The sequence below is a fragment of the Pseudoalteromonas sp. 2CM28B genome (genome assembly GCF_023161935.1).
Genome location: NZ_JALNTH010000002.1, coordinates 294,873 through 315,736, shown reverse-complemented (window position 1 = coordinate 315,736; position 20,864 = coordinate 294,873). Strand labels below are relative to the sequence as shown.

Sequence of the window (20,864 nt, the reverse complement as noted above, 5' to 3'; positions counted from 1 at the left end):
GGCTATTCCTGCGTATTAGCGATTGGCGCTGAGAAGCTTAGCTCTTGGTTAGCTCGTAAGCGTTGTACGCCCTCTACCACTAAGTTATCTTGTTCTTTTAAAGCGCCCGAAACTAATAAACGACCAGCAAGTCGTTGTTCAATTTTAACATCAATTCGAGTGGCTTTTTTATCAACACTTGTCCAAACGTAAGGGCCTGTTGCTCCCCACAGTAATGCCGCTTCAGGTACAGCAGCAAAACGTTGCCCTTCTACTTCAATATGAACACGAAAACTCATGCCAGGTAAAAACTTTTGCTGCGGGTTTTCAAGCTGCGCTTTTACACGTAAGGTGCGGGTTTGTGGGTCTATTCGTGAATCTAGATAAGCAATTTTTGCGTTTACAGCATTTTGTGACTGCCAAGGGAATACTTTTACATTGCCTTTATTGCGCAGCATATAAACGGCCGATTCCGGGGCGTTAAAATTTATATATAAAGCGCGCGTATCATCAATACTTGCAATCGCCGTTTGGGGAGTAATTCTGTCACCCACTTCAACGTCGGTCAGTCCCATAGTGCCGTTAAAAGGCGCACGAACTTGGCGGTCTTCAAACTCTGTTTCTGCTTGGGTAAGGGTGACTTTTGCTAATTCAACAACTGTTTTTGCATCATCCACATCACTTTGTGGCACAGCCCCTTTTGCTTGGCTTTGCTTTAAACGTGCGAGGGTTCTTTGAGTGTCAGCAAGTTTTATTTTTGCCTCTTCAAGTGCTGCTTTTTGTCTGCGAGAATCAAGTTCAAGTAACACATCACCAGCTTTTACGCTATCACCAGGTTTAAAATGCACCGCCGTTACTTTATCGCCCACAGCCGGATATAAAATAACCGAATGAATTGCTTCGGCGTTACCGACAGCCTGAACTTGCTCTTTAGCACGTTCCATCGCTACCCGCTCCACCACGACATTGGCACTCTTTACAGATAAACTTAACGACATTAAAGAAAAAAACACGCTGGTAAAGAGAATTCGCGATTTCAAAGGATCACCCTAATTAATTATTATTTGCATTATGTTACGTAGTTTAACAGCTCTATGATCAATAAATAGCTAAGTACGACAAATTAGCAAAACAATAAGCTGAAATTAAGCATGCTAGCCACTCTACATATTTTTACAGCAGCATACAAAATCCACACATATTTAAATTACATTTATGACTATGATTTAGCACATCAATATTTTTAATAAAGGCAACATTTATGAAAAAGAGTTTAATTATGGTGATCTTGCTATCAGGCTGTGCATCATCAGGGATTGATCGGGCAGATCAAAATCAAGTTGTTAAACGTTATTATGCGTCTGTTGAATCAATACAAAAAGTAACACTCTCCTCTGAAGTGGGAACTGGAATAGCTGCTGGTGCGGGGTTTGGCTTTGTAGATAGCTTAGATGGCAACAAAGAAGAAATGATTGGCGGCGCGATTGTTGGTGGACTAGTCGGTGGATTATTTACTGCTTTATTTGAAGGGGGTAACAGCGCGTATCAGTATAATTTATATGCTGCTAATGAAGGTGAATTTACCGTTATTCAAAAGAAAAAGCTCGATAAAAACACAAAATGTGTGCTCGTCAATGCTGCCAATAAGGTCACGCTCTCTACTACAGATACAAGCAATTGTGAAAAGAGTTTAAAATAATAAAACCTCAGTTAAAACTGAGGTTTTATTATTAATAACGTACAAACAAAAAGTACCGCTTATTTATTTCGCTGTGCTTCTTTTTGCGCCTTTTTAGCTTCTTTACGTTGTTGTAAAACAGCTTGTGCTTCGTTACCAATGTGGCCTTCACCGCGCGCTTGAGCAAGCTCTATTTGCTTTTGGCGCTCTGCAAAGCGTGCGCGTTGTTCATCGGTTACATTGTCAATACAGTGGTGACACGACACCCCTTCCATGTATTCTGGCTTTAGCTTTTCTTCTTCTGTGATAGGCATGCGACATGCGTGACACTGATCGTATGAGCCTTTTTGTAAGTCATGATTTACCGCTACACGGTTATCAAATACAAAACACTCGCCTTCCCACATGGTTTCTTCTTTTGGCACTTCTTCTAGGTATTTTAATATGCCGCCTTCAAGGTGGTATACCTCATCAAAACCTTGCTCTTTCATATAGGCTGTTGATTTTTCACAGCGAATACCACCAGTACAAAACATGGCTACTTTTTTATGTTTTGATGGGTCTAGGTTTTCTTTGGCCCACTGAGGGAATTCACGGAATGTTTTAGTGTTTGGGTCTACTGCGTTTTGAAACGTACCAATTTCAATTTCGTAATCATTACGGGTATCAACAAGGATCACCTCTGGATCAGAAATAAGAGCATTCCATTCATGTGGTTTAACATAACTGCCCACTACTTTTAATGGGTCTACGCCTTCAACACCCATAGTCACAATTTCTTTTTTCAGCTTAACTTTGGTGCGGTAAAACGGGCATTCGTCATCGTATGATTCTTTCGTTACGATGTCATTTAGATTCTCTTGTGTATCTAACCATGCTAGTAAGTTATCTATTCCTTGGCGTTTAGCTGATACAGTACCGTTAATACCTTCAGCAGCAAGTAATAAAGTACCACGTACTTCGTTGGCTTCCATTACTTCTAAGAGTGGTTTACGTAGTGCTTCAAAGTTTGGTAAAGCTACAAATTTATACATAGCACATACTACAAAGTGCTCGTTTGTTACATCATTTTTATGAACAGCAGTCATTTTGCTTCCTATTTTGCTTTGATAGCCTTAAGTGGCGTTTACCGAATCGTAAATCCGGCGCATATGGGGCGCGTATTTTACGCTTTTTTTATTTAAATGCAAAAAAATGGATGATAATGCGCTTTTTACTGTTAGCGCAGTAGCTCAGTGGGCTATAATGCGCGGATAAATTTATACAGACTTGCTCATATTGGAGAAACATACATTGCACTTTACTGATCTTGGGATTGATACTCGCCTAGAAACACAATTAGCGCACCAAGGGATCACCCAGCCTACCGATATTCAAGCTCATGCTGTGCCAACGGCACTGGCGGGACATGACATTTTCGCTCAGTCAAAAACTGGGTCAGGCAAAACTTTAGCGTTTTTATTACCGGCTGTGCAGCGTGTAATGAAACAAAAAGCACTCAGTAAACGTGATCCTCGTGTACTTATTGTTGCTCCAACTCGTGAGCTTGCGACCCAAGTTTTTACTCAACTTCGATTACTTATTGCCGGTACCAACATAAAGGCCGTTAAAATCCTCGGTGGCGAAAATTTTAACGACCAAATTAAAGCACTGCGTAACGACCCTCATTTTGTTGTCGCCACACCTGGGCGTTTAGCCGATCATTTAAAGCAACGTTCATTACAATTAAGTGGCCTAGAATTACTTATATTCGATGAAGCTGACCGTATTTTAGATTTAGGTTTTACCGATCAACTTAAACTAATTAATGAACTGGCCGATCATCGTCTTCGTCAAACTTTATTGTTTTCGGCGACATTAGATCATGCTCAAGTTGATGCGTTATCGCGTAATTTATTAAAAAAACCCAAACAAATTATGCTCAGTGCAGCCAATGAACAACACAGTGATATAAAGCAAACATTGTACTTAGCTGACCACCTTGATCATAAAGAAGCACTGCTTGAGCACTTTTTAAACCAAGATAACGTTGGCCAGTGCATTATATTTACTGCCACACGAGCTGATACCAGCCGTTTAAGTGAATCATTAAATAGTAAAGGCTTTAAATCTGTCGCATTAGCTGGGGATTTAACTCAAGGTAAGCGCCTTGATATTATGGATGCGTTTAGCCGTGAAAACTTTAAAATATTAATTACTACAGATGTTGCTTCGCGCGGTTTAGATTTACTCAGTGTTACCCATGTTATTAACTTTGATTTACCGAAACACGCAGAAGAATACGTTCATCGTATTGGTCGTACTGGTCGTGCTGGTTTTAAAGGTAACGCATTATCACTTGTGGGCCCTAAAGATTGGGCAAGTTACTTGGCAATAAAATCATTTTTAAATGATGAATTATCGTTTGCTGCTGTTGAGGGTTTAAAAGCGAAATTTAAAGGCATTAAAGAGAAAAAAGTAGCGCCAATTAAACCGACTAAAAAAGCAGTGACTACTGATAAGCCACAGCCAAAACGAAAAGCAAAACCGAAAAAGCCAACGACCCCAATTAAAGCACCTCTTAATATTGATGGTGATACCCCGATGCGTCGTAAAAAAAAGCCTGAGCAGGAATAATTATGAGTTACCTAGGAACCACCCAAACCCTTTTTGTTAAAGAAGTCAGCAACGAAGGTGCCTATTTAGATGGGCATGACTTAGGTGAAGTTTTTTTACCTAAACATGAAATAAAACATGAGCTTGAAGCTGGCGATAGCATCAGCGTATTCACATTTTTAGATAATGCAAACCTGCCGACAGCCACAACTAAAAAGCCGCATGCTCAAGTCGGTGAATATGCCCTACTGCGTGTAAAAGAAATAAACAGCATAGGCGCGTTTTTAGATTGGGGCTTAGAAAAAGACGTACTCGCACCGTTTAATGAACAAAAACCACGTATGCAAGAAGGCTACTCATATTTAGTACGTTTATATCTTGATAACGCCAGTCAGCGTATTTGTGCCTCAACTAACTTTAATCGTTTTTTATCAAAAGATGAGCCTCAGTATAGTCATTTACAAGAAGTTGACTTAATTGTTGCAGGCAAAACTGATATTGGTTACAAGGTGCTTATTGAAGAATCTCATTTTGGCGTCGTGTTTTACAACATGGTGTTTAAGAGCCTGTTTGTTGGTCAAAAGCTAAAAGGATTTATTCAAAAGGTACGTGAAGACGGAAAAATTGACGTCATACTTGAAAAACCTGGCATGGGTAAAGTAAACGAGCTTGGTGAAAAAATAATGGAAAAACTAAAAGATGAAGGTGGTATATTAGCCATAGGCGATAAGTCTGAACCTGAATTAATTAAAAAAGTATTTTCGACCAGCAAAGCAAACTACAAAAAAGCCATTGGCGGTTTATTTAAACAAGGCTTAATTGATATTGAAGCTAAGTCTATTCGTTTAAAATAATTAAATAAAAAGCCACTTAAATTTTAAACCTAAGTGGCTTTTTAGTATCTGAAATTTATAACCTAATGTTTTTATAAGGTAAGGTACAGCGAGAATATTCATTTGAATATTCAATTAATTCTTTTTTAGAATCTAAATTTAATGGCGCTAGCCTAAAAACTTTTTCTGTACACTCATTTTGCATTTCATCATGTGTCGCAACACAGTCTCTGCTGCTAACATCTATTTCTGCTAACACACCTTCATTGGTGTAACACAGATGCTGGGCATAATTTTGAGCAATTTTTTTAAACTTGAATAAATCAACGGGGTAACCAGATACCAAGTCAGTAACGTTTGAAACATCATCATACACTTTAGTTGAAAAAACATATTTATTAACAGCAAAGCCACTAATGATAATTACAACTAAAAATATTATTATACGCAAAGCAAATCCCTCACTGCACACCCGTAATTTAAATGTAGCACAAAGAAAAGCAGTTGTAAGGAGCTGCTCTTAATTATGCTAACTTTAAATTTAAGCTATTGATTCATTTACATCATTTAGTACTTTTACAGGGTTTTGTGCCTGGGTGATCGGACGCCCAATCACTAAATAGTCACTACCTGCTTCAATCGCTTCTTTAGGTGTCATAATACGTTTTTGATCGCCCGCATCACTGCCCGCTGGGCGAATACCTGGCGTAACTAATTTAAACTCTTTCCCTAAAGCAGCCTTTAAACTTTGCGCTTCTTGCGCGGAACAAACAACACCATCAAGCCCTGCTTGCTTTGTTAATTTAGCTAAATGCATAACTTGCTCTTGGGGAGATTTAGTTATACCTAAACGCTCAAGTTCAGCTTCGTCCATGCTGGTTAATACAGTTACTGCAATAAGTAATGGCGCTTTGTCGCCAAACTGCTCAAGTGCTTGTTTAGCTTTATGCATCATTTCATAACCGCCCGATGCATGTACATTGACCATCCATACACCCATTTTAGCCGCAGCAGTCACCGCTTTAGCAACGGTATTTGGAATATCGTGAAACTTTAAATCTAAAAATACATCAAAACCTAAATCGACCAATTCTTTAACAAATGCAGGACCAAAATAAGTAAACATTTCTTTGCCCACTTTTAATCGACAGGTATCTGGTGATAACTGTTTTACAAATGCTAAAGCAGTTTGCTGATCATCATAATCAAGCGCGATAAGAATTTTTTTTGATTTTTCGAAAGACATAACTATCCTACTAGTGAGCGAAAAGTATAAAGATTAAAATCCGTCTAAGCCTCTGCTAGGCACAATGGTTTCCCAGTGTTTACATGAAGGGCAATTCCAGTAAATGGTGTAGCTAGTAAAGCCACAATGCTGACATTGAAAGTCGGGCTTAGTAGCAATATATGAGGTAACAAGTTTATCTATTTGATTAAGCACATCTTTTGTATTTTTATTTTCGGCGCTCATTAACTGCAATAAAAAACTAAAACCACGAATTGTGGGCTGACGTTTTAAATTATCAGTTAAAAACTCAAAGGCTTGTTCTGTATGGCCTTGCTCAAGCAACGCTTGGCAGTGTTGTATTTTTATCATTACTCCACCTTTTTCTAATAACTCCGCTACGAGTTCATGAAACTGATGGGTTAATTTTAGTTGCTTATAACTATGCGCTAACTTTTCAATAAACAATGGCGCAAAAAAAGTAAATTGGCAGATGAGTTCTCGCCAATAGTAAATTGCTTTTACGTAATCTTCTTTGGTGTAAGCTGACAGTCCAAGCTCATATAAAGGCCTAATTGTTTTAAAGTTTAAGCTGATGGCTTTACGCATAAGTTGTGGGTTATTACTGGCAATGGCATGCTCACAGTAAAAATTAGCGATGGCTTTAAAGTGTTGTTCTTTTGAAAAAAGCTCAGTATGCGCTTCAAACATATTAATGCCTTTTTCCCATTCACGGGTTTGTGAATATAAAGAAATAATAGGATCGAGTGCATCTGCATGGCTATTTTTTACCAGCCATATTAAATGTTCTTCTGCGCTGTCTAATAAGCCAGCCATAATATAATCTTCGGCTAGTTCTAAACGGCTATTAGCGGCTTGTTTTTCGTTAAGGCTTGGGTGTTTTAGCAGCAGTTCGTGAATTTTTATTGCGCGGTCAAGCTCACCACGACGGCGAAACATGGTTGCTAAAGTAGAATAATGTTCAACAGAGTCAGCAGCTACTTCGAGCAAATTAATTAAGTGCTCAAGCCCCTGATCTTCTTCTCTATCCAGTAAAAACTTTAAGCCTTTACTGTACTCAGAAGTAATTTGACGGTTAAACTGATGAGCCTGATTTTTTGCACTGTTTTTCCCCATGATCCAACCATATCCGGCAGCAACGGGAAGCAGTAAAAACAACAGCTCAATCATAATTAGGTGTCTTTGTTGGCAATACGCTTATTATTATCTTTTTCAGGCGTTAATTGCTTTTTTAAACGGTAATTTTGCCACTTTAATTGCGTGAACAATTTAAAACTCACAAAACAACCCACTACAACACCTAGCAAAAAGCAGATACTTAGTATAACGGCTAAAGGTAATGTATTACTGGCTATTATGTAGTTAATTTGTGTTAATTGTGGATTTTGTGAACCCAATACAAACGCACCAATTAAAAAAAGTGCCGCCAGAATAATTTTTAATACCTTGAACAAGTAACTACTCCAATAATTTTACTAAGCAATGCTCTCGTTTACACGGTCACGTAGTTCTTTGCCTGGCTTAAAATGAGGTACATGCTTACCATCTAACTCTACAGTTTCTCCTGTTTTAGGGTTACGGCCTGTACGAGGCGCACGGTAATGCAAAGAGAAACTTCCAAAACCTCGGATCTCAATACGATCTGAAGAAGATAATGAGCCGGCCATTTGTTCAAGAATTTCTTTAACAGCGTTCTCAACATCTTTCACAGGAATATGTGAATGTTGTTCAGCAAGTGTTTCTATCAGTTCTGACTTAGTCATAGCGTTTCCTTAAAAAGAAATAGTGGAAGGGCATAAACTGCCCTTCCAATTAAAAGACTATAATTAATTAGTCTTTTTGTGCATTTGCGAAAGCAGCTGCCATTGCGTTTTCAAACACTGGCTCTTCTTTCTTAAGCTTCTCTAGTACTTCTTTCTCTTCTGCTTCGAAAAGAGCTTTAACAGATAAGCTTAAAGTGCGGTTCTTACGATCAACACCAACGTATTTAACTTCAATCTCGTCGCCTACAGAAACAACAGTAGTTGCATCTTCAACGCGCTCTTGAGCGATATCAGCTACACGGATGTAACCTTCAACGCCTTCGATAAGTTCAACAGTTGCGCCTTTCGCATCAACTTCAGTCACTTTACCTTTAACAATAGCACCTTTTTTGTTTGCATCAAGGTAGTTATTGAATGGGTCAGCTTCGATTTGCTTAACACCTAGAGAGATACGTTCACGCTCTGGGTCAACTTGCAATACGATAGCAGTGATTTCGTCGCCTTTCTTGAATTCACGTACAGCTTCTTCGCCAGGTGTATTCCAAGAAATGTCTGAAAGGTGTACAAGACCATCAATACCACCGTCAAGACCGATAAAGATACCGAAGTCAGTGATTGATTTGATCTTACCAGTAACTTGGTCGCCTTTGTTTTGTAGACGAGCAAATTCCTGCCAAGGATTAGCAATACATTGCTTAAGACCAAGAGAAATACGACGACGCTCTTCATCGATTTCAAGAACCATAACCTCAACAGTGTCACCTAGTGAAACAACTTTTGAAGGGTGGATGTTCTTGTTAGTCCAATCCATTTCAGAAACGTGTACTAGACCTTCAACGCCTTCTTCGATTTCTACGAAGCAACCGTAATCAGTTAGGTTAGTTACACGACCAGAAAGCTTAGAACCTTCTGGGTAACGACCAGCGATAGCTGCCCATGGATCTTCGCCAAGCTGTTTAAGGCCTAGAGATACACGAGTTTTATCTTTGTCGAATTTAAGAACTTTAACTGCGATTTCGTCGCCAACATTAACGATTTCTGAAGGGTGCTTAACACGCTTCCACGCCATGTCAGTGATGTGTAGTAGACCATCAACACCACCAAGGTCAACGAATGCACCGTAGTCAGTAAGGTTCTTAACGATACCTTTAACTTCTTGACCTTCAACAAGGTTAGCAAGAAGCTCTTCACGCTCTTGTGAGTTTTCAGATTCGATAACTGCACGACGAGAAACAACAACGTTGTTACGCTTTTGATCAAGCTTGATTACTTTAAATTCAAGCTCTTTGCCTTCAAGGTGAGTTGTGTCACGTACTGGACGAACATCAACAAGTGAACCAGGTAGGAAAGCACGGATTGAATCAACTTCAACTGTGAAACCGCCTTTAACTTTACCGTTGATAACACCAGTAACAGTTTCTTGCTCTTCACATGCTTTCTCAAGACGGATCCACGCTTCGTGACGCTTCGCTTTCTCGCGAGAAAGGATAGTTTCACCGAAACCGTCTTCGATTGCATCTAGTGCAACATCTACTTCGTCGCCTACAGCAACTTCTAGTTCACCAGCAGCATTTTTGAACTGCTCTGCAGGGATAGCACTTTCTGATTTAAGACCAGCATCTACAAGTACAATGTTATTCTCGATAGAAATAACTGTACCTTTAACGATAGAGCCTTGCTCTGCTTCAAAACCCTTTAAGCTTTCTTCAAATAACTGCGCAAAATTTTCTGACATACGAATATACGTCTCATATATTAATACCAATAAGCAACCATGCTGCATGGGGTTGTTAAAATAGCACTGGCATCCTGCTGGTGCATAAAATGTATTTAGCTTCGTTTAGGAAGCTTACCTTCTGAGATGCTCGCATCTAATAAAGTTATAACTTTATCAAACACTTGCTGAGCGTTAAGCTCGCTAGTATCAAGCTCAATCGCATCCTCTGCAGGTACAAGCGGCGCAACGGCACGATTCATATCGCGATCATCACGTGCTTGAATGTCCTGTAATAGACCACTTAGTGTAACATCAAGCCCGCGCTCATTCAACTCAACAAAACGTCTGCGAGCACGTTCTTCTGCACTTGCGGTTAGAAATATCTTTAATGGCGCATCTGGAAATACCACAGTGCCCATATCGCGGCCATCGGCAATTAAACCGTTTTCTGTTCTAAACGCACGCTGGCGGCGAAGCAACGCTTCTCGAACACGCGGTAATGCGGCTACTTTAGACGCTGCAGCACCTACTTCTTCATTTCGAATAGTGGTTGTGACATCTTCGCCTTCTAAAATAATCTTTCCTGCATTAGTGTCATTGTCTATCAAAAACTGCACATCAAGATTTGCAGCTAGTGGGACAAGTGCTTCCTCGTTATCTAAAGCAATTTGGTGATGAAGTGCTGCAAGTGATAGTACGCGATAAATTGCTCCGCTATCTAACACATCCCAGCCTAATTTTTCAGCCAATAGGCGACAAACAGTTCCTTTACCAGAACCACTTGGGCCATCTACGGTGATTACGGGCATTAATAACGCCGGCATTTAAAACCTCCTTCAATGCACACCAAAATAAACCGCCACATTATACGCCAATTAATAAAGATTATCCGCTTTTAGTATGTAACTTTTTATAAATACTTATAAATAGCTTATTTACTGACAGATGCTAACACTTTGAAAAATTTTGGGAATGTCTTATAAGTACAAGCCGGATCGTTAATCGTTATAGGCTTGCCCCCTACCGCTACCATTGCAAAGCACATGGCTATACGGTGATCGTCGTAGGTATCTACAGCCACATTATTAAAATGTTTTGGCGGTGTGATCTCAATAAAGTCGTGCCCTTCAACTACGTTAGCCCCTACTTTTTTAAGCTCGGTGGCCATCGCATGTAAACGGTCAGTTTCTTTTACCCGCCAGTTATAAATATTACGAATAGCGGTTGGCCCTTTTGCAAACAAGGCAACAGTCGCCAGGGTCATTGCAGCATCAGGTATAGCATTAGCATCAATATCAATACCGTTAAGCTCACCTTTACGAACAACTAAACGCTCGTCATACCAATCAATTTTGGCACCGACCTGCTCCATCACTTTAGCAAAGCCAATATCACCTTGAACTGATTTAGCGCCGACGCCTTTAATTTCTATTTCGCCACCGGCAATTGCTGCAGCAGCAATAAAATAAGAAGCCGATGAAGCATCACCTTCAACCATTATGCGCTCAACAGCTTGGTATTGCTGAGCACCTTTAACGAAGAACGTGGTGTAATTATCATGCTCAACAGCCACACCAAAGCGCGCCATCACATCCAGAGTAATATCAATATAAGGCTTAGAGACTAAGGTGCCTTTAATTTTAATGTGTGTATCGCCTTTAAATAACGGCGCAGCCATGAGCAGCGCCGTTAAAAATTGACTTGAAATACTGCCGTCAATTTCGACTTCACCGCCGGCTATTTGCCCACCGATAATTTTAAGTGGTGGGTAATCTTTATTTTTTAAATAACTAACATCCCCCCCGAGCGCTTGTAAAGCATCAACTAAATGCCCTATAGGGCGCTCTTCCATGCGCGGATCGCCAATTAATTCATATTCACCAGATACTGCAGCAAGTACCGCAGTTAGAGGACGATACGCAGTGCCTGCATTTCCTAAAAATAATGGCTCATTGGGCGTTTTAAATACACCGCCGACCCCTTCCACAGTTGCCACAGTACGATCATCATTAAGGGTTACATTAACACCTAATAATTTTAATGCACCTAGCATATGGCGAATATCATCGCTATCAAGCAGGTTTTCTACAACGGTAGTCCCTTGAGCCAGCGCAGCTAATAATAAAATACGATTTGATAGGCTTTTAGACCCAGGTAGAGTAACACTGCCATTAACACGAGAAATTGGCTCTAAGCGTAGTTGTTCCATTAGCTGTGCTCCTTAGCAAATGCCGCCATAAAATCTACCAATGCTTGTACACCTTCAAGTGGCATAGCATTATAAATGCTAGCACGCATACCACCCACTATTCTATGCCCCTCTAGGGCAAGTAAACCGGCTTCTTTAGATTGCGTTACAAATTTTTCGTTTAAGCTTTCATCATTTAACCAAAATGGTACATTCATACGAGAGCGACAATGCGGCGCTACTTTATTGGTATAAAAAGGCGATTCATCAATAAAGTCATAAAGCAGCTTAGCTTTAGCAATATTTTGTGCTTCCATTGCTTTGACGCCACCATTTTGCTCTAGCCATTCAAATACTTCGGCTGCTAGGTACCACGCAAAAGTAGGCGGTGTATTAAACATGCTGCCTTGTTTTGCCTCAATGGCGTAATCTAAAATACCCGGCTTAGCGAGCCCTTCACGCTCAAGTAGCGTTTTGCGAACAATCACAATAGCAATGCCCGACGGACCGATATTTTTTTGTGCACCCGCGTAGATTAAATCAAATTTATTAACGTCGATTTCGCGCGATAAAATAGTCGATGACATATCGGCCACAATCGGCGCCGTTGGATGACTGGGTACATCAAATATTTCAAGGCCGTCTACGGTTTCATTCGGGCAATAGTGAATGTAAGACGCATCTGCAGGTAAAACCCAATCGGCTACCTGCTTAATAGAAAACAGGCCGTTATCATCATTGCGCACATCAACAGCGTGTGTATTTGTAAACTTATCGGCTTCGCTGGTTGCACTTTTTGACCACACGCCGTTCTCACAATACACCGCTTTTTTTCCATCAACATGGAGGTTTAAAGGCACGGCACTAAATTGTCCTCGACCGCCGCCGTGCATAAACAGCACTTCAAACTCATCACTAATATTCATTAAACGACGCAGACTAGCTTCACACTTAGCCGTTAATGCTAAAAATTCTTTACTGCGATGGCTCATTTCCATTACTGAAACGCCAAGCCCTTGCCAGTCTAAAAACTCTTTTTGTGCTTTTTGCATTACAGCCGGTGGTAACATTGCAGGGCCTGCACAAAAATTATATATACTCATTACCTTTTCCTCATTCCAGTAATTTACTGTTTAACTTGAATTAAACTAATTCAAGTGTCTTTAGTTTTTTTCAACCATATAAAAAAAGCGGCCAAGGCCGCTTTTTTCAATCTAATTATTCTGAAGGAGGATTGTCATCCGCCACTTCATCAATAACTGTATCTACTGTTTCAACGTCTTCGATATCAACTAAGTCACTTTCAGTCACTTCAATCTCTTCGATACGTTGTAAACCAACTACTTGCTCTTCGTCAATAGTTCTGATCAAAATAACACCTTGGGTGTTACGTCCAACCGTAGAAACTTCATTAACGCGAGTACGTACTAAGGTACCACGATTCGAAATAATCATTATTTCGTCGTTGTCATCAACCTGTACAGCACCAACAACAGCACCGTTACGCTCACTCACTTTGATTGATACAACACCTTGTGTTGCACGACTCTTCGATGGGTAATCTTCAAGTTGAGTACGCTTGCCGTAACCATTTTCTGTCACTGTTAATATTGCGCCATCATTCTTTGGTACAATAAGTGATACAACACGCTGATCGTCTGGCATCTTAATACCACGAACACCCGTTGCAGTTCGGCCCATAGGACGTACACCTTTGAAACGGATTTCAGGTTTGCCTTCTTCGTCTAGTACTGGGTTACCATTTTCATCAACGACAGCCGTTTCTTCAGCCTCTTTAAAGCGAACAACTTTGCCCGCATCAGTGAACAACATAATTTCGTTGCTGCCATCGGTAATATCAACACCGATTAAGCTATCACCTTCGTTTAAGTTAACCGCAATGATTCCGCTTGCACGTTGACGACTGTATGCCGTTAATGGCGTCTTCTTAACCGTACCGAACGCCGTCGCCATAAAGATGTATTTATCATCTTCATAATCGCGTACTGGCAGGATTGCAGTAATACGTTCATCTGCCTCAAGTGGTAATAAGTTAACAATTGGCTTACCGCGCGCTGCACGACTGGCAAGTGGCAACTGGTATACTTTAAGCCAATATAAACGACCCGCTGTAGAGAAACAAAGAATAGTATCGTGAGTGTTGGCAACCAATAAACGTTCAATGAAATCTTCATCTTTCATCTTAGTTGCTGACTTGCCTTTACCACCACGACGCTGGGCTTCGTAATCACTTAACGCTTGGTACTTAACGTACCCTTCGTGTGAAAGCGTAACAACTACGTTTTCTTCGTTGATTAAATCTTCAAGACTAATATCGTGTGCAGCGGCATTAATTTCAGTGCGGCGCTCATCACCATATTGCTCTTTAATTTCAACTAACTCGTCACGAATAACTTCCATTAAACGTTCCGGACTTGCCAAAATGAATAATAGTTCGGCAATTAGGTCGAGTAACGATTGGTACTCAGTTAGAATTTTTTCGTGCTCAAGACCCGTTAATTTGTGTAAACGTAAGTCTAGTATTGCTTGAGCTTGCTGCTCAGAAATATAGTACTGACCATCACGAATACCCAGTTCGCTTGCTAACCAATCTGGGCGTGCTACGTTGTCTTCGCCTGCTTTATCAAGCATGGCTTTAACATTACCTAATTCCCAAGGACGCGCTGTTAGTGCAACTTTTGCTTCAGCGGGCGTAGGCGACTTACGAATAAGTTCGATAATTGGGTCAATGTTTGCCAGTGCAATCGCTAAACCTTCTAGCGTATGTGCACGGTCGCGAGCTTTGCGTAAATCAAATACCGTACGACGGGTAACAACTTCACGGCGGTGAATAATAAACTCTTCAAGCATTTCTTTTAAGTTGAAACACTTGGGCTGGTTATTAATTAACGCAACCATATTCATACCAAACACAGTTTGTAACTGAGTTTGTGAATAAAGGTTGTTTAGAATAACTTCACCTACGTCACCACGTTTGATCTCAATAACGATACGCATACCGTCTTTATCTGATTCATCACGTAATGCGCTGATCCCTTCAATTTTTTTATCTTTAACTAGCTCTGCGATTTTTTCAATCAAACGAGCTTTGTTAACTTGGTAAGGGATTTCATGAACAATAATTGTTTCACGGCCGGTTTTCTCATCGGTTTCAATCTCAGCACGCGCACGCATGTACACTTTACCGCGACCGGTTTGATAAGCTTGTTCAATGCCTTTTTTACCGTTGATAATTGCCGCAGTTGGGAAATCTGGACCTGGAATATAATCCATTAACTCAGTAATGGTTAACTCAGGGTTTTGAATAAGCGCTAAACAGCCATTCACTACTTCTGATAAGTTATGTGGCGGAATATTTGTCGCCATACCAACAGCAATACCTGACGAACCATTAACTAACAGGTTAGGTATTTTAGTCGGTAATACATCAGGAATTTGCTCTGTGCCATCGTAGTTAGGCACAAAATCAACCGTTTCTTTTTCAAGATCGGCTAATAATTCGTGCGACATTTTTGCCATACGTACTTCTGTATAACGCATTGCCGCTGCTGAATCACCATCAACCGAACCAAAGTTACCCTGACCATCAACTAACATATAACGAAGAGAGAATGGCTGAGCCATACGTACGATGGTGTCATAAACTGCACTGTCGCCGTGTGGGTGGTATTTACCGATTACGTCACCGACCACACGGGCCGATTTTTTGTAAGGCTTGTTCCAGTCATTACTAAGCTCGTTCATTGCAAACAAGACGCGGCGGTGAACAGGTTTTAAACCGTCACGTACGTCTGGTAATGCACGTCCTACAATTACACTCATGGCGTAATCTAAGTAGGAATTTTTTAACTCGTCTTCAATATTGACTGGCAGAATTTCATTGGCGAGATCAGTCATTTGATATCACATTCCTTCAGTATCAGCTCTTAACAACCCAGTATTAGGTATTAAGAGTGTTTGTTATTATTTCTAAGCAGCCATGCTATCACAATTAATTTTAATTTACAGGCGCAAAACTTTGCGATTTATCAATTTAGCCCTATATAATGGCCTCAGATTGACGAGGAAGTATTTTATGACCGAACATCAAAATGTAGATAACGCAGAAATAGCAAAGTTTGAAGCCATCGCAGAACGTTGGTGGGATTTAGAAGGCGAATTTAAACCCTTACACGAAATTAATCCATTACGATTAGATTTTATCGCTGACAAAACTAAAGGGTTATTTGATAAAGAAACCCTCGATGTTGGGTGTGGTGGCGGTATTTTAAGTCACAGCATGGCGCGAATGGGCGCTAAAGTAACTGGCATCGATATGGGGCAAGAGCCTTTAACTGTCGCCAAGTTACACAGCTTAGAAACAAGTGTCCCCGTTGAATATATAAAAGTGCCTGCAGAACAATTTGCTGATGAGCACCCTGAGCGCTTTGATGTGATCACTTGCATGGAAATGTTAGAGCACGTCCCCGACCCCGCTTCTATTATTCATGCGGTCGCTAAATTAGCAAAACCTGGGGCCGATGTTTTTTTCTCTACTCTTAATAAAACCCCAAAAGCTTACTTATACGCTATTGTCGGTGCAGAAAAACTGTTAAAAATGGTCCCTGAAGGTACCCATGACCATAAAAAGTTTATTAAACCTGCGCAATTAATTGCATGGGCAGAGCAAGCTGGCTTAAAAGTACGTGCCAGTGCTGGTTTAAGTTATAACCCGCTTTCTAGGCAATACACAATGAATGATGATGTAAGCGTAAATTATATGCTGCATTTTGAGAAGTTAGTGTAATGGCAAGCTCGCAAACACCTGCTAGCCCAATTGAATATCAAGCACTGCTGTTTGACTTAGATGGCACTTTACTTGATACCGCTGATGATTTAGGCGCTGCACTTAATAGTGTGCTGCATAATCATCAACAACACCAAGTAGGCAGTGATATATATCGCCCCGCAGCTTCAAATGGCGCAGCAGCCTTACTTGCTGCTGGTTTTAAAGAAGGCTGGGCGCAACAACCGCAAGAGCAACTTTTAGCAGAGCTAGTTGCACACTACGCTGCCAATATTGCCACCCATACCCAATGTTTTGTTGGTATAGAGCAACTACTCATTGCACTTGATAATAAAGGAATACCTTGGGGCATTATGACAAATAAGCCTGGTTTTTTAACCGATCCTTTAGTCAGGGCCATTCCTGCGTTAAAGAGTGCGCAAATTGTGATAAGCGGTGATACCTTAGCAGAATCTAAGCCTTCACCCCTTCCTTTATTACATTGTGCTGAGCAAATGAGTGTTGATCCTTCGCGTTGCCTATATATAGGTGATGCACAGCGGGACATACAAGCAGGAAAAGCTGCGAATATGCACACCGCTACCGCACTGTGGGGATATGTACCGAGTGTAGACGAAGCACTGGCTTGGAATGCAGATTTTAATTGGCATAGCCCTATAGATGCATTTAACCACATATAGTGCCACATTAATTAATAAGCACTATATATTGTGATTGTGTTGGTTTTTTACGCAAAGCTTGATGATAAAAAAAGCAGACGAAATTTATATTTAAAAAGCGTAAATTTAATCTTTCCTTAGTTGATTTTTACAAATTTCAACTTAACCGAATGATCAAAGGTAAATGCCTACTAACGCAATTGCGTTACATCAACGTTATCCACAATGAGAGCGGTTTCTGTCCCTTGCAAAAGAATTCTTGCCACATTAAGCTTTCTATTAACACTTTGATGGAATAGATATTTCAACTAGGTGGAGGGACTAGCACCATACTCAAGACTTGAATATGATGCTAGTAAAGACACTTGCTAAAATATTAGGAAAGCGTCCAAGTGTGGAAAGTTGAGCGTATCTTATTCTGATAATATCGGCAAGTGATAGGATAAAATATAGGATGACTAAAATTGAAGGTCAATATTTCTATAGAGATTTCAGACAATGTAATAATGATTGTTTCTAAAGTTATTATAACGTTGAGTAGTTTATTTATAATCTAAATTTACATGGGCTAATTAATAGCCCATTTTTAGATTTTACATCTCAGTGCCAGTTTGTTCGGGATAAGATTCTTATCTTAATCATATCAGTTTGACTAAACAGCTAGTGCCAACAATTAAACTAACCACATATAGTGCCATGTTAATTAATAAACACTACATATTGTGATTGTGTTAGTTTTTACGCAAAGCTTGATGATAAAAAAAGCAGACAAAATTTATTTTTAAAAAGCGTAAATTTAGTCTTTCCTTAGTTGATTTTTACAAATTTCAACTTAACCGAATGATCAAAGGTTAATGCCTACTAACACAATTACGTTATCCCAACGTTATCCACAATGAGAGCGGTTTCTGTCCCTTGCAAAAGATCACAGACCACACTATCTTGTGATCTCTAATTTGAACAACACCAGATATTGTGGCTAAATGTTATTCAATTAAATTTACCTAAGCGGTATAAATAACAATAAAAGAATAGGCACTAGGCATTTTAAGTGCACTCATTGGTCAAAAATATTTAATTCCCAAGGAATACAGGCAAAACTATGAACCAACAGTTATCTGTAAGCAAACGTGACGGCCGTAAAGAGCCGCTTGATCTAGACAAGATCCATCGCGTTATTGAATGGGCCGCCGAAGGTTTAAATAACGTTTCGGTTTCACAAGTTGAACTTAAATCGCATATTCAATTTTATGACGGTATTCGTACTAAAGACATCCACGAAACGATTATCAAAGCCGCTGCGGATCAGATTTCTAAAGAATCGCCTGATTATCAGTATCTTGCTGCTCGTTTAGCTGTATTCCATTTACGTAAAAAAGCCTATGGCCAGTTTGAGCCACCGCGTCTTTTTGACCATGTTACTAACATGGTTGAACAAAAACGCTACGATGCACATTTACTCGTTGATTACACAGAGCAAGAATTAGATGAGCTAGATGCGTACTTAGATCATTCTCGCGATCTTAACTTTAGCTACGCAGCAGTAAAACAGCTTGAAGGTAAATACCTAGTTCAAAACCGTGTAACGGGTGAAATTTACGAAAGCGCGCAGTTTTTATATATCTTAGTGGCTGCAAGCTTATTCGCTGATTACCCTCGTGAGACACGTATTGATTACATCAAACGTTTTTATGATGCGGTTTCATTATTTAAAATTTCTTTACCTACGCCAATTATGTCGGGTGTACGTACGCCAACGCGTCAGTTTAGCTCATGTGTACTTATTGAATGTGGCGATAGCTTAGACTCAATTAATGCTACATCATCAGCAATTGTTAAATACGTTTCTCAACGTGCTGGTATTGGTATTAATGCTGGTCGTATTCGTGCACTAGGTAGCCCTATTCGTAACGGTGAAGCGTATCACACTGGCTGTATTCCGTTTTATAAGCACTTTCAAACAGCGGTTAAAAGCTGTTCGCAAGGCGGTGTACGTGGTGGCGCAGCAACCCTTTTCTACCCGCTTTGGCATTTAGAAGTTGAAAACTTATTAGTGCTTAAAAACAACCGTGGTGTTGATGATAACCGCGTACGTCACTTAGATTACGGCGTACAGTTTAATAAACTCATGTACTCACGTTTAATTAAAGACGATTACATTACGTTATTCAGCCCCTCTGACGTGCCTGGCCTTTACGATGCATTTTTTGAAGACCAAGACGAGTTTGACGCGCTATATGTAAAATATGAGCAAGACGAGTCAATTCGTAAAAAACGAATTAAAGCGATTGAGCTGTTCTCTATGTTTGCTCAAGAACGTGCTAGCACGGGTCGTATTTACTTACAAAACGTTGACCACTGTAATACACACAGTCCGTTTATCTCAAAAGTGGCTCCGATCCGTCAATCTAACTTATGTTTAGAAATTGCGTTACCAACTAAGCCTCTTAACAACGTGAATGATGAAGAAGGTGAAATTGCACTTTGTACATTATCTGCGTTTAACTTAGGTGCCATTGAGTCTTTAGATGAACTAGAAGAGTTAGCTGAGCTTGCAGTACGCGCACTTGATAACCTACTTGATTTTCAAGACTACCCAGTACCTGCAGCTAAAAACGCAACCATGGGACGTCGTACGCTAGGCATAGGCGTTATTAACTACGCATACTACCTAGCTAAAAACGGTAAGCGTTATTCAGATGGCAGCGCAAATGCGCTTACGCACAAAACATTTGAAGCGATTCAGTACTACCTAATGAAAGCGTCTAATGAGCTGGCAAAAGAGCGTGGAGCGTGTCCTAAATTTAACGAAACAACGTACTCACAAGGTATTATGCCAACGGATACGTACAAGCGTGATTTAGATAAAATTTGTGATGAACCACTTCATCTTGATTGGGATACGTTACGTGCCAGCATTAAAGAGCACGGTATGCGTAACTCAACACTGAGCGCATTAATGCCATCAGAAACATCATCGCAAATATCTAATGCAACCAATGGCATTGAGCCACCGCGTGGCCATATTAGTGTTAAAGCAAGTAAAGACGGTATTTTAAAGCAAGTTGTCCCTGAGTACGAACGCCTTAAAGATAGCTATGAGTTACTGTGGGATATCCCATCTAACGATGGTTACTTACAATTAGTAGGCATAATGCAGAAATTTATCGACCAAACGATTTCAGCAAATACTAATTATGATCCAAATAAATACGAAGGCGGTAGAGTACCTATGAAAGTCTTATTAAAAGACTTACTTGGTGCCTACAAGCTAGGTGTTAAAACACTGTACTACCATAACACCCGTGATGGCGCATCAGATGCACAAGAAGACGCTCCAGAAGTGGAAGATGATGATTGTGCAGGCGGCGCGTGTAAAATTTAATAGTTAAACTTAAA

General features: G+C 40.1%; 18 protein-coding genes. 6 read left to right on the top strand and 12 right to left on the bottom strand.

The features are described from left to right. Positions 1 to 2: 2 nt before the first annotated feature. A complete protein-coding gene (locus tag MTN96_RS03910) occupies positions 3 to 1,019 on the bottom strand; it encodes an efflux RND transporter periplasmic adaptor subunit (RefSeq protein WP_069439432.1) in 1,017 nt (338 codons plus the stop codon). A gap of 221 nt (positions 1,020 to 1,240) precedes the next feature. Between MTN96_RS03910 and MTN96_RS03905 the strand changes: the two genes are divergently transcribed. Beyond that, positions 1,241 to 1,678, top strand: a complete 438-nt coding sequence (locus MTN96_RS03905) for a hypothetical protein (protein ID WP_248530779.1) — start codon at positions 1,241 to 1,243, stop codon at positions 1,676 to 1,678. 59 nt (positions 1,679 to 1,737) lie between these two features. On the opposite strand, the gene MTN96_RS03900 is transcribed toward MTN96_RS03905, so the two are convergent. Further along, the gene (locus MTN96_RS03900) at positions 1,738 to 2,745 is read right to left on the bottom strand and encodes a rhodanese-related sulfurtransferase (protein ID WP_248530778.1); all 1,008 of its coding nucleotides are present in this window, start codon (positions 2,743 to 2,745) and stop codon (positions 1,738 to 1,740) included. Between the two features lie 205 nt (positions 2,746 to 2,950). Here MTN96_RS03900 and MTN96_RS03895 point away from each other — a divergent pair, with 205 nt between their 5' ends. Next, positions 2,951 to 4,273, top strand: a complete 1,323-nt coding sequence (locus tag MTN96_RS03895; RefSeq protein ID WP_138627286.1) for a DEAD/DEAH box helicase — start codon at positions 2,951 to 2,953, stop codon at positions 4,271 to 4,273. A 2-nt stretch (positions 4,274 to 4,275) separates the two neighbouring features. Then, positions 4,276 to 5,106: a S1 RNA-binding domain-containing protein gene (locus MTN96_RS03890; protein WP_248530777.1), complete on the top strand. Its 831-nt coding sequence runs from the start codon at positions 4,276 to 4,278 to the stop codon at positions 5,104 to 5,106. A gap of 55 nt (positions 5,107 to 5,161) precedes the next feature. On the opposite strand, the gene MTN96_RS03885 is transcribed toward MTN96_RS03890, so the two are convergent. From MTN96_RS03885 to gyrA, 10 genes are all read right to left on the bottom strand, one after another. Next, complete coding sequence (locus MTN96_RS03885) at positions 5,162 to 5,536, bottom strand: hypothetical protein (protein WP_248530776.1); 375 nt, start codon at positions 5,534 to 5,536, stop codon at positions 5,162 to 5,164. A gap of 90 nt (positions 5,537 to 5,626) precedes the next feature. After that, complete coding sequence (pyrF, locus tag MTN96_RS03880) at positions 5,627 to 6,331, bottom strand: orotidine-5'-phosphate decarboxylase (RefSeq protein WP_016899932.1); 705 nt, start codon at positions 6,329 to 6,331, stop codon at positions 5,627 to 5,629. 33 nt (positions 6,332 to 6,364) lie between these two features. Continuing rightward, entirely contained in the window at positions 6,365 to 7,501 is a 1,137-nt protein-coding gene (lapB, locus tag MTN96_RS03875; RefSeq protein ID WP_248530775.1) for a lipopolysaccharide assembly protein LapB, read from the bottom strand. Between the two features lie 2 nt (positions 7,502 to 7,503). Further along, complete coding sequence (locus MTN96_RS03870; protein WP_036982773.1) at positions 7,504 to 7,785, bottom strand: lipopolysaccharide assembly protein LapA domain-containing protein; 282 nt, start codon at positions 7,783 to 7,785, stop codon at positions 7,504 to 7,506. A 21-nt stretch (positions 7,786 to 7,806) separates the two neighbouring features. Then, on the bottom strand, positions 7,807 to 8,094 hold the full coding sequence (gene ihfB / locus MTN96_RS03865) for an integration host factor subunit beta (RefSeq protein WP_008114744.1): 288 nt from the start codon (positions 8,092 to 8,094) through the stop codon (positions 7,807 to 7,809). 67 nt (positions 8,095 to 8,161) lie between these two features. Continuing rightward, a complete protein-coding gene (gene rpsA, locus MTN96_RS03860) occupies positions 8,162 to 9,829 on the bottom strand; it encodes a 30S ribosomal protein S1 (protein WP_002961176.1) in 1,668 nt (555 codons plus the stop codon). Between the two features lie 95 nt (positions 9,830 to 9,924). Beyond that, on the bottom strand, positions 9,925 to 10,635 hold the full coding sequence (gene cmk / locus MTN96_RS03855) for a (d)CMP kinase (protein WP_069439428.1): 711 nt from the start codon (positions 10,633 to 10,635) through the stop codon (positions 9,925 to 9,927). A 107-nt stretch (positions 10,636 to 10,742) separates the two neighbouring features. After that, complete coding sequence (gene aroA, locus MTN96_RS03850) at positions 10,743 to 12,020, bottom strand: 3-phosphoshikimate 1-carboxyvinyltransferase (RefSeq protein ID WP_248530774.1); 1,278 nt, start codon at positions 12,018 to 12,020, stop codon at positions 10,743 to 10,745. Beyond that, the gene (gene serC, locus MTN96_RS03845; protein WP_248530773.1) at positions 12,020 to 13,102 is read right to left on the bottom strand and encodes a 3-phosphoserine/phosphohydroxythreonine transaminase; all 1,083 of its coding nucleotides are present in this window, start codon (positions 13,100 to 13,102) and stop codon (positions 12,020 to 12,022) included. Before serC ends, aroA begins: the two co-directional genes overlap by 1 nt. 115 nt (positions 13,103 to 13,217) lie before the next feature. Then, a complete protein-coding gene (gene gyrA, locus MTN96_RS03840; protein ID WP_214552422.1) occupies positions 13,218 to 15,917 on the bottom strand; it encodes a DNA topoisomerase (ATP-hydrolyzing) subunit A in 2,700 nt (899 codons plus the stop codon). A gap of 178 nt (positions 15,918 to 16,095) precedes the next feature. Here gyrA and ubiG point away from each other — a divergent pair, with 178 nt between their 5' ends. From ubiG to nrdA, 3 genes are all read left to right on the top strand, one after another. After that, entirely contained in the window at positions 16,096 to 16,806 is a 711-nt protein-coding gene (gene ubiG, locus MTN96_RS03835) for a bifunctional 2-polyprenyl-6-hydroxyphenol methylase/3-demethylubiquinol 3-O-methyltransferase UbiG (protein ID WP_248530772.1), read from the top strand. Then, complete coding sequence (locus MTN96_RS03830; protein ID WP_214552424.1) at positions 16,806 to 17,486, top strand: HAD family hydrolase; 681 nt, start codon at positions 16,806 to 16,808, stop codon at positions 17,484 to 17,486. The genes ubiG and MTN96_RS03830 overlap by 1 nt, the downstream gene beginning before the upstream one ends. Before the next feature lie 1,081 nt (positions 17,487 to 18,567). Next, positions 18,568 to 20,850 (top strand): class 1a ribonucleoside-diphosphate reductase subunit alpha, encoded by a 2,283-nt coding sequence (gene nrdA, locus MTN96_RS03825; RefSeq protein ID WP_036982784.1) that lies wholly within the window; start codon positions 18,568 to 18,570, stop codon positions 20,848 to 20,850. Positions 20,851 to 20,864 lie beyond the last annotated feature (14 nt).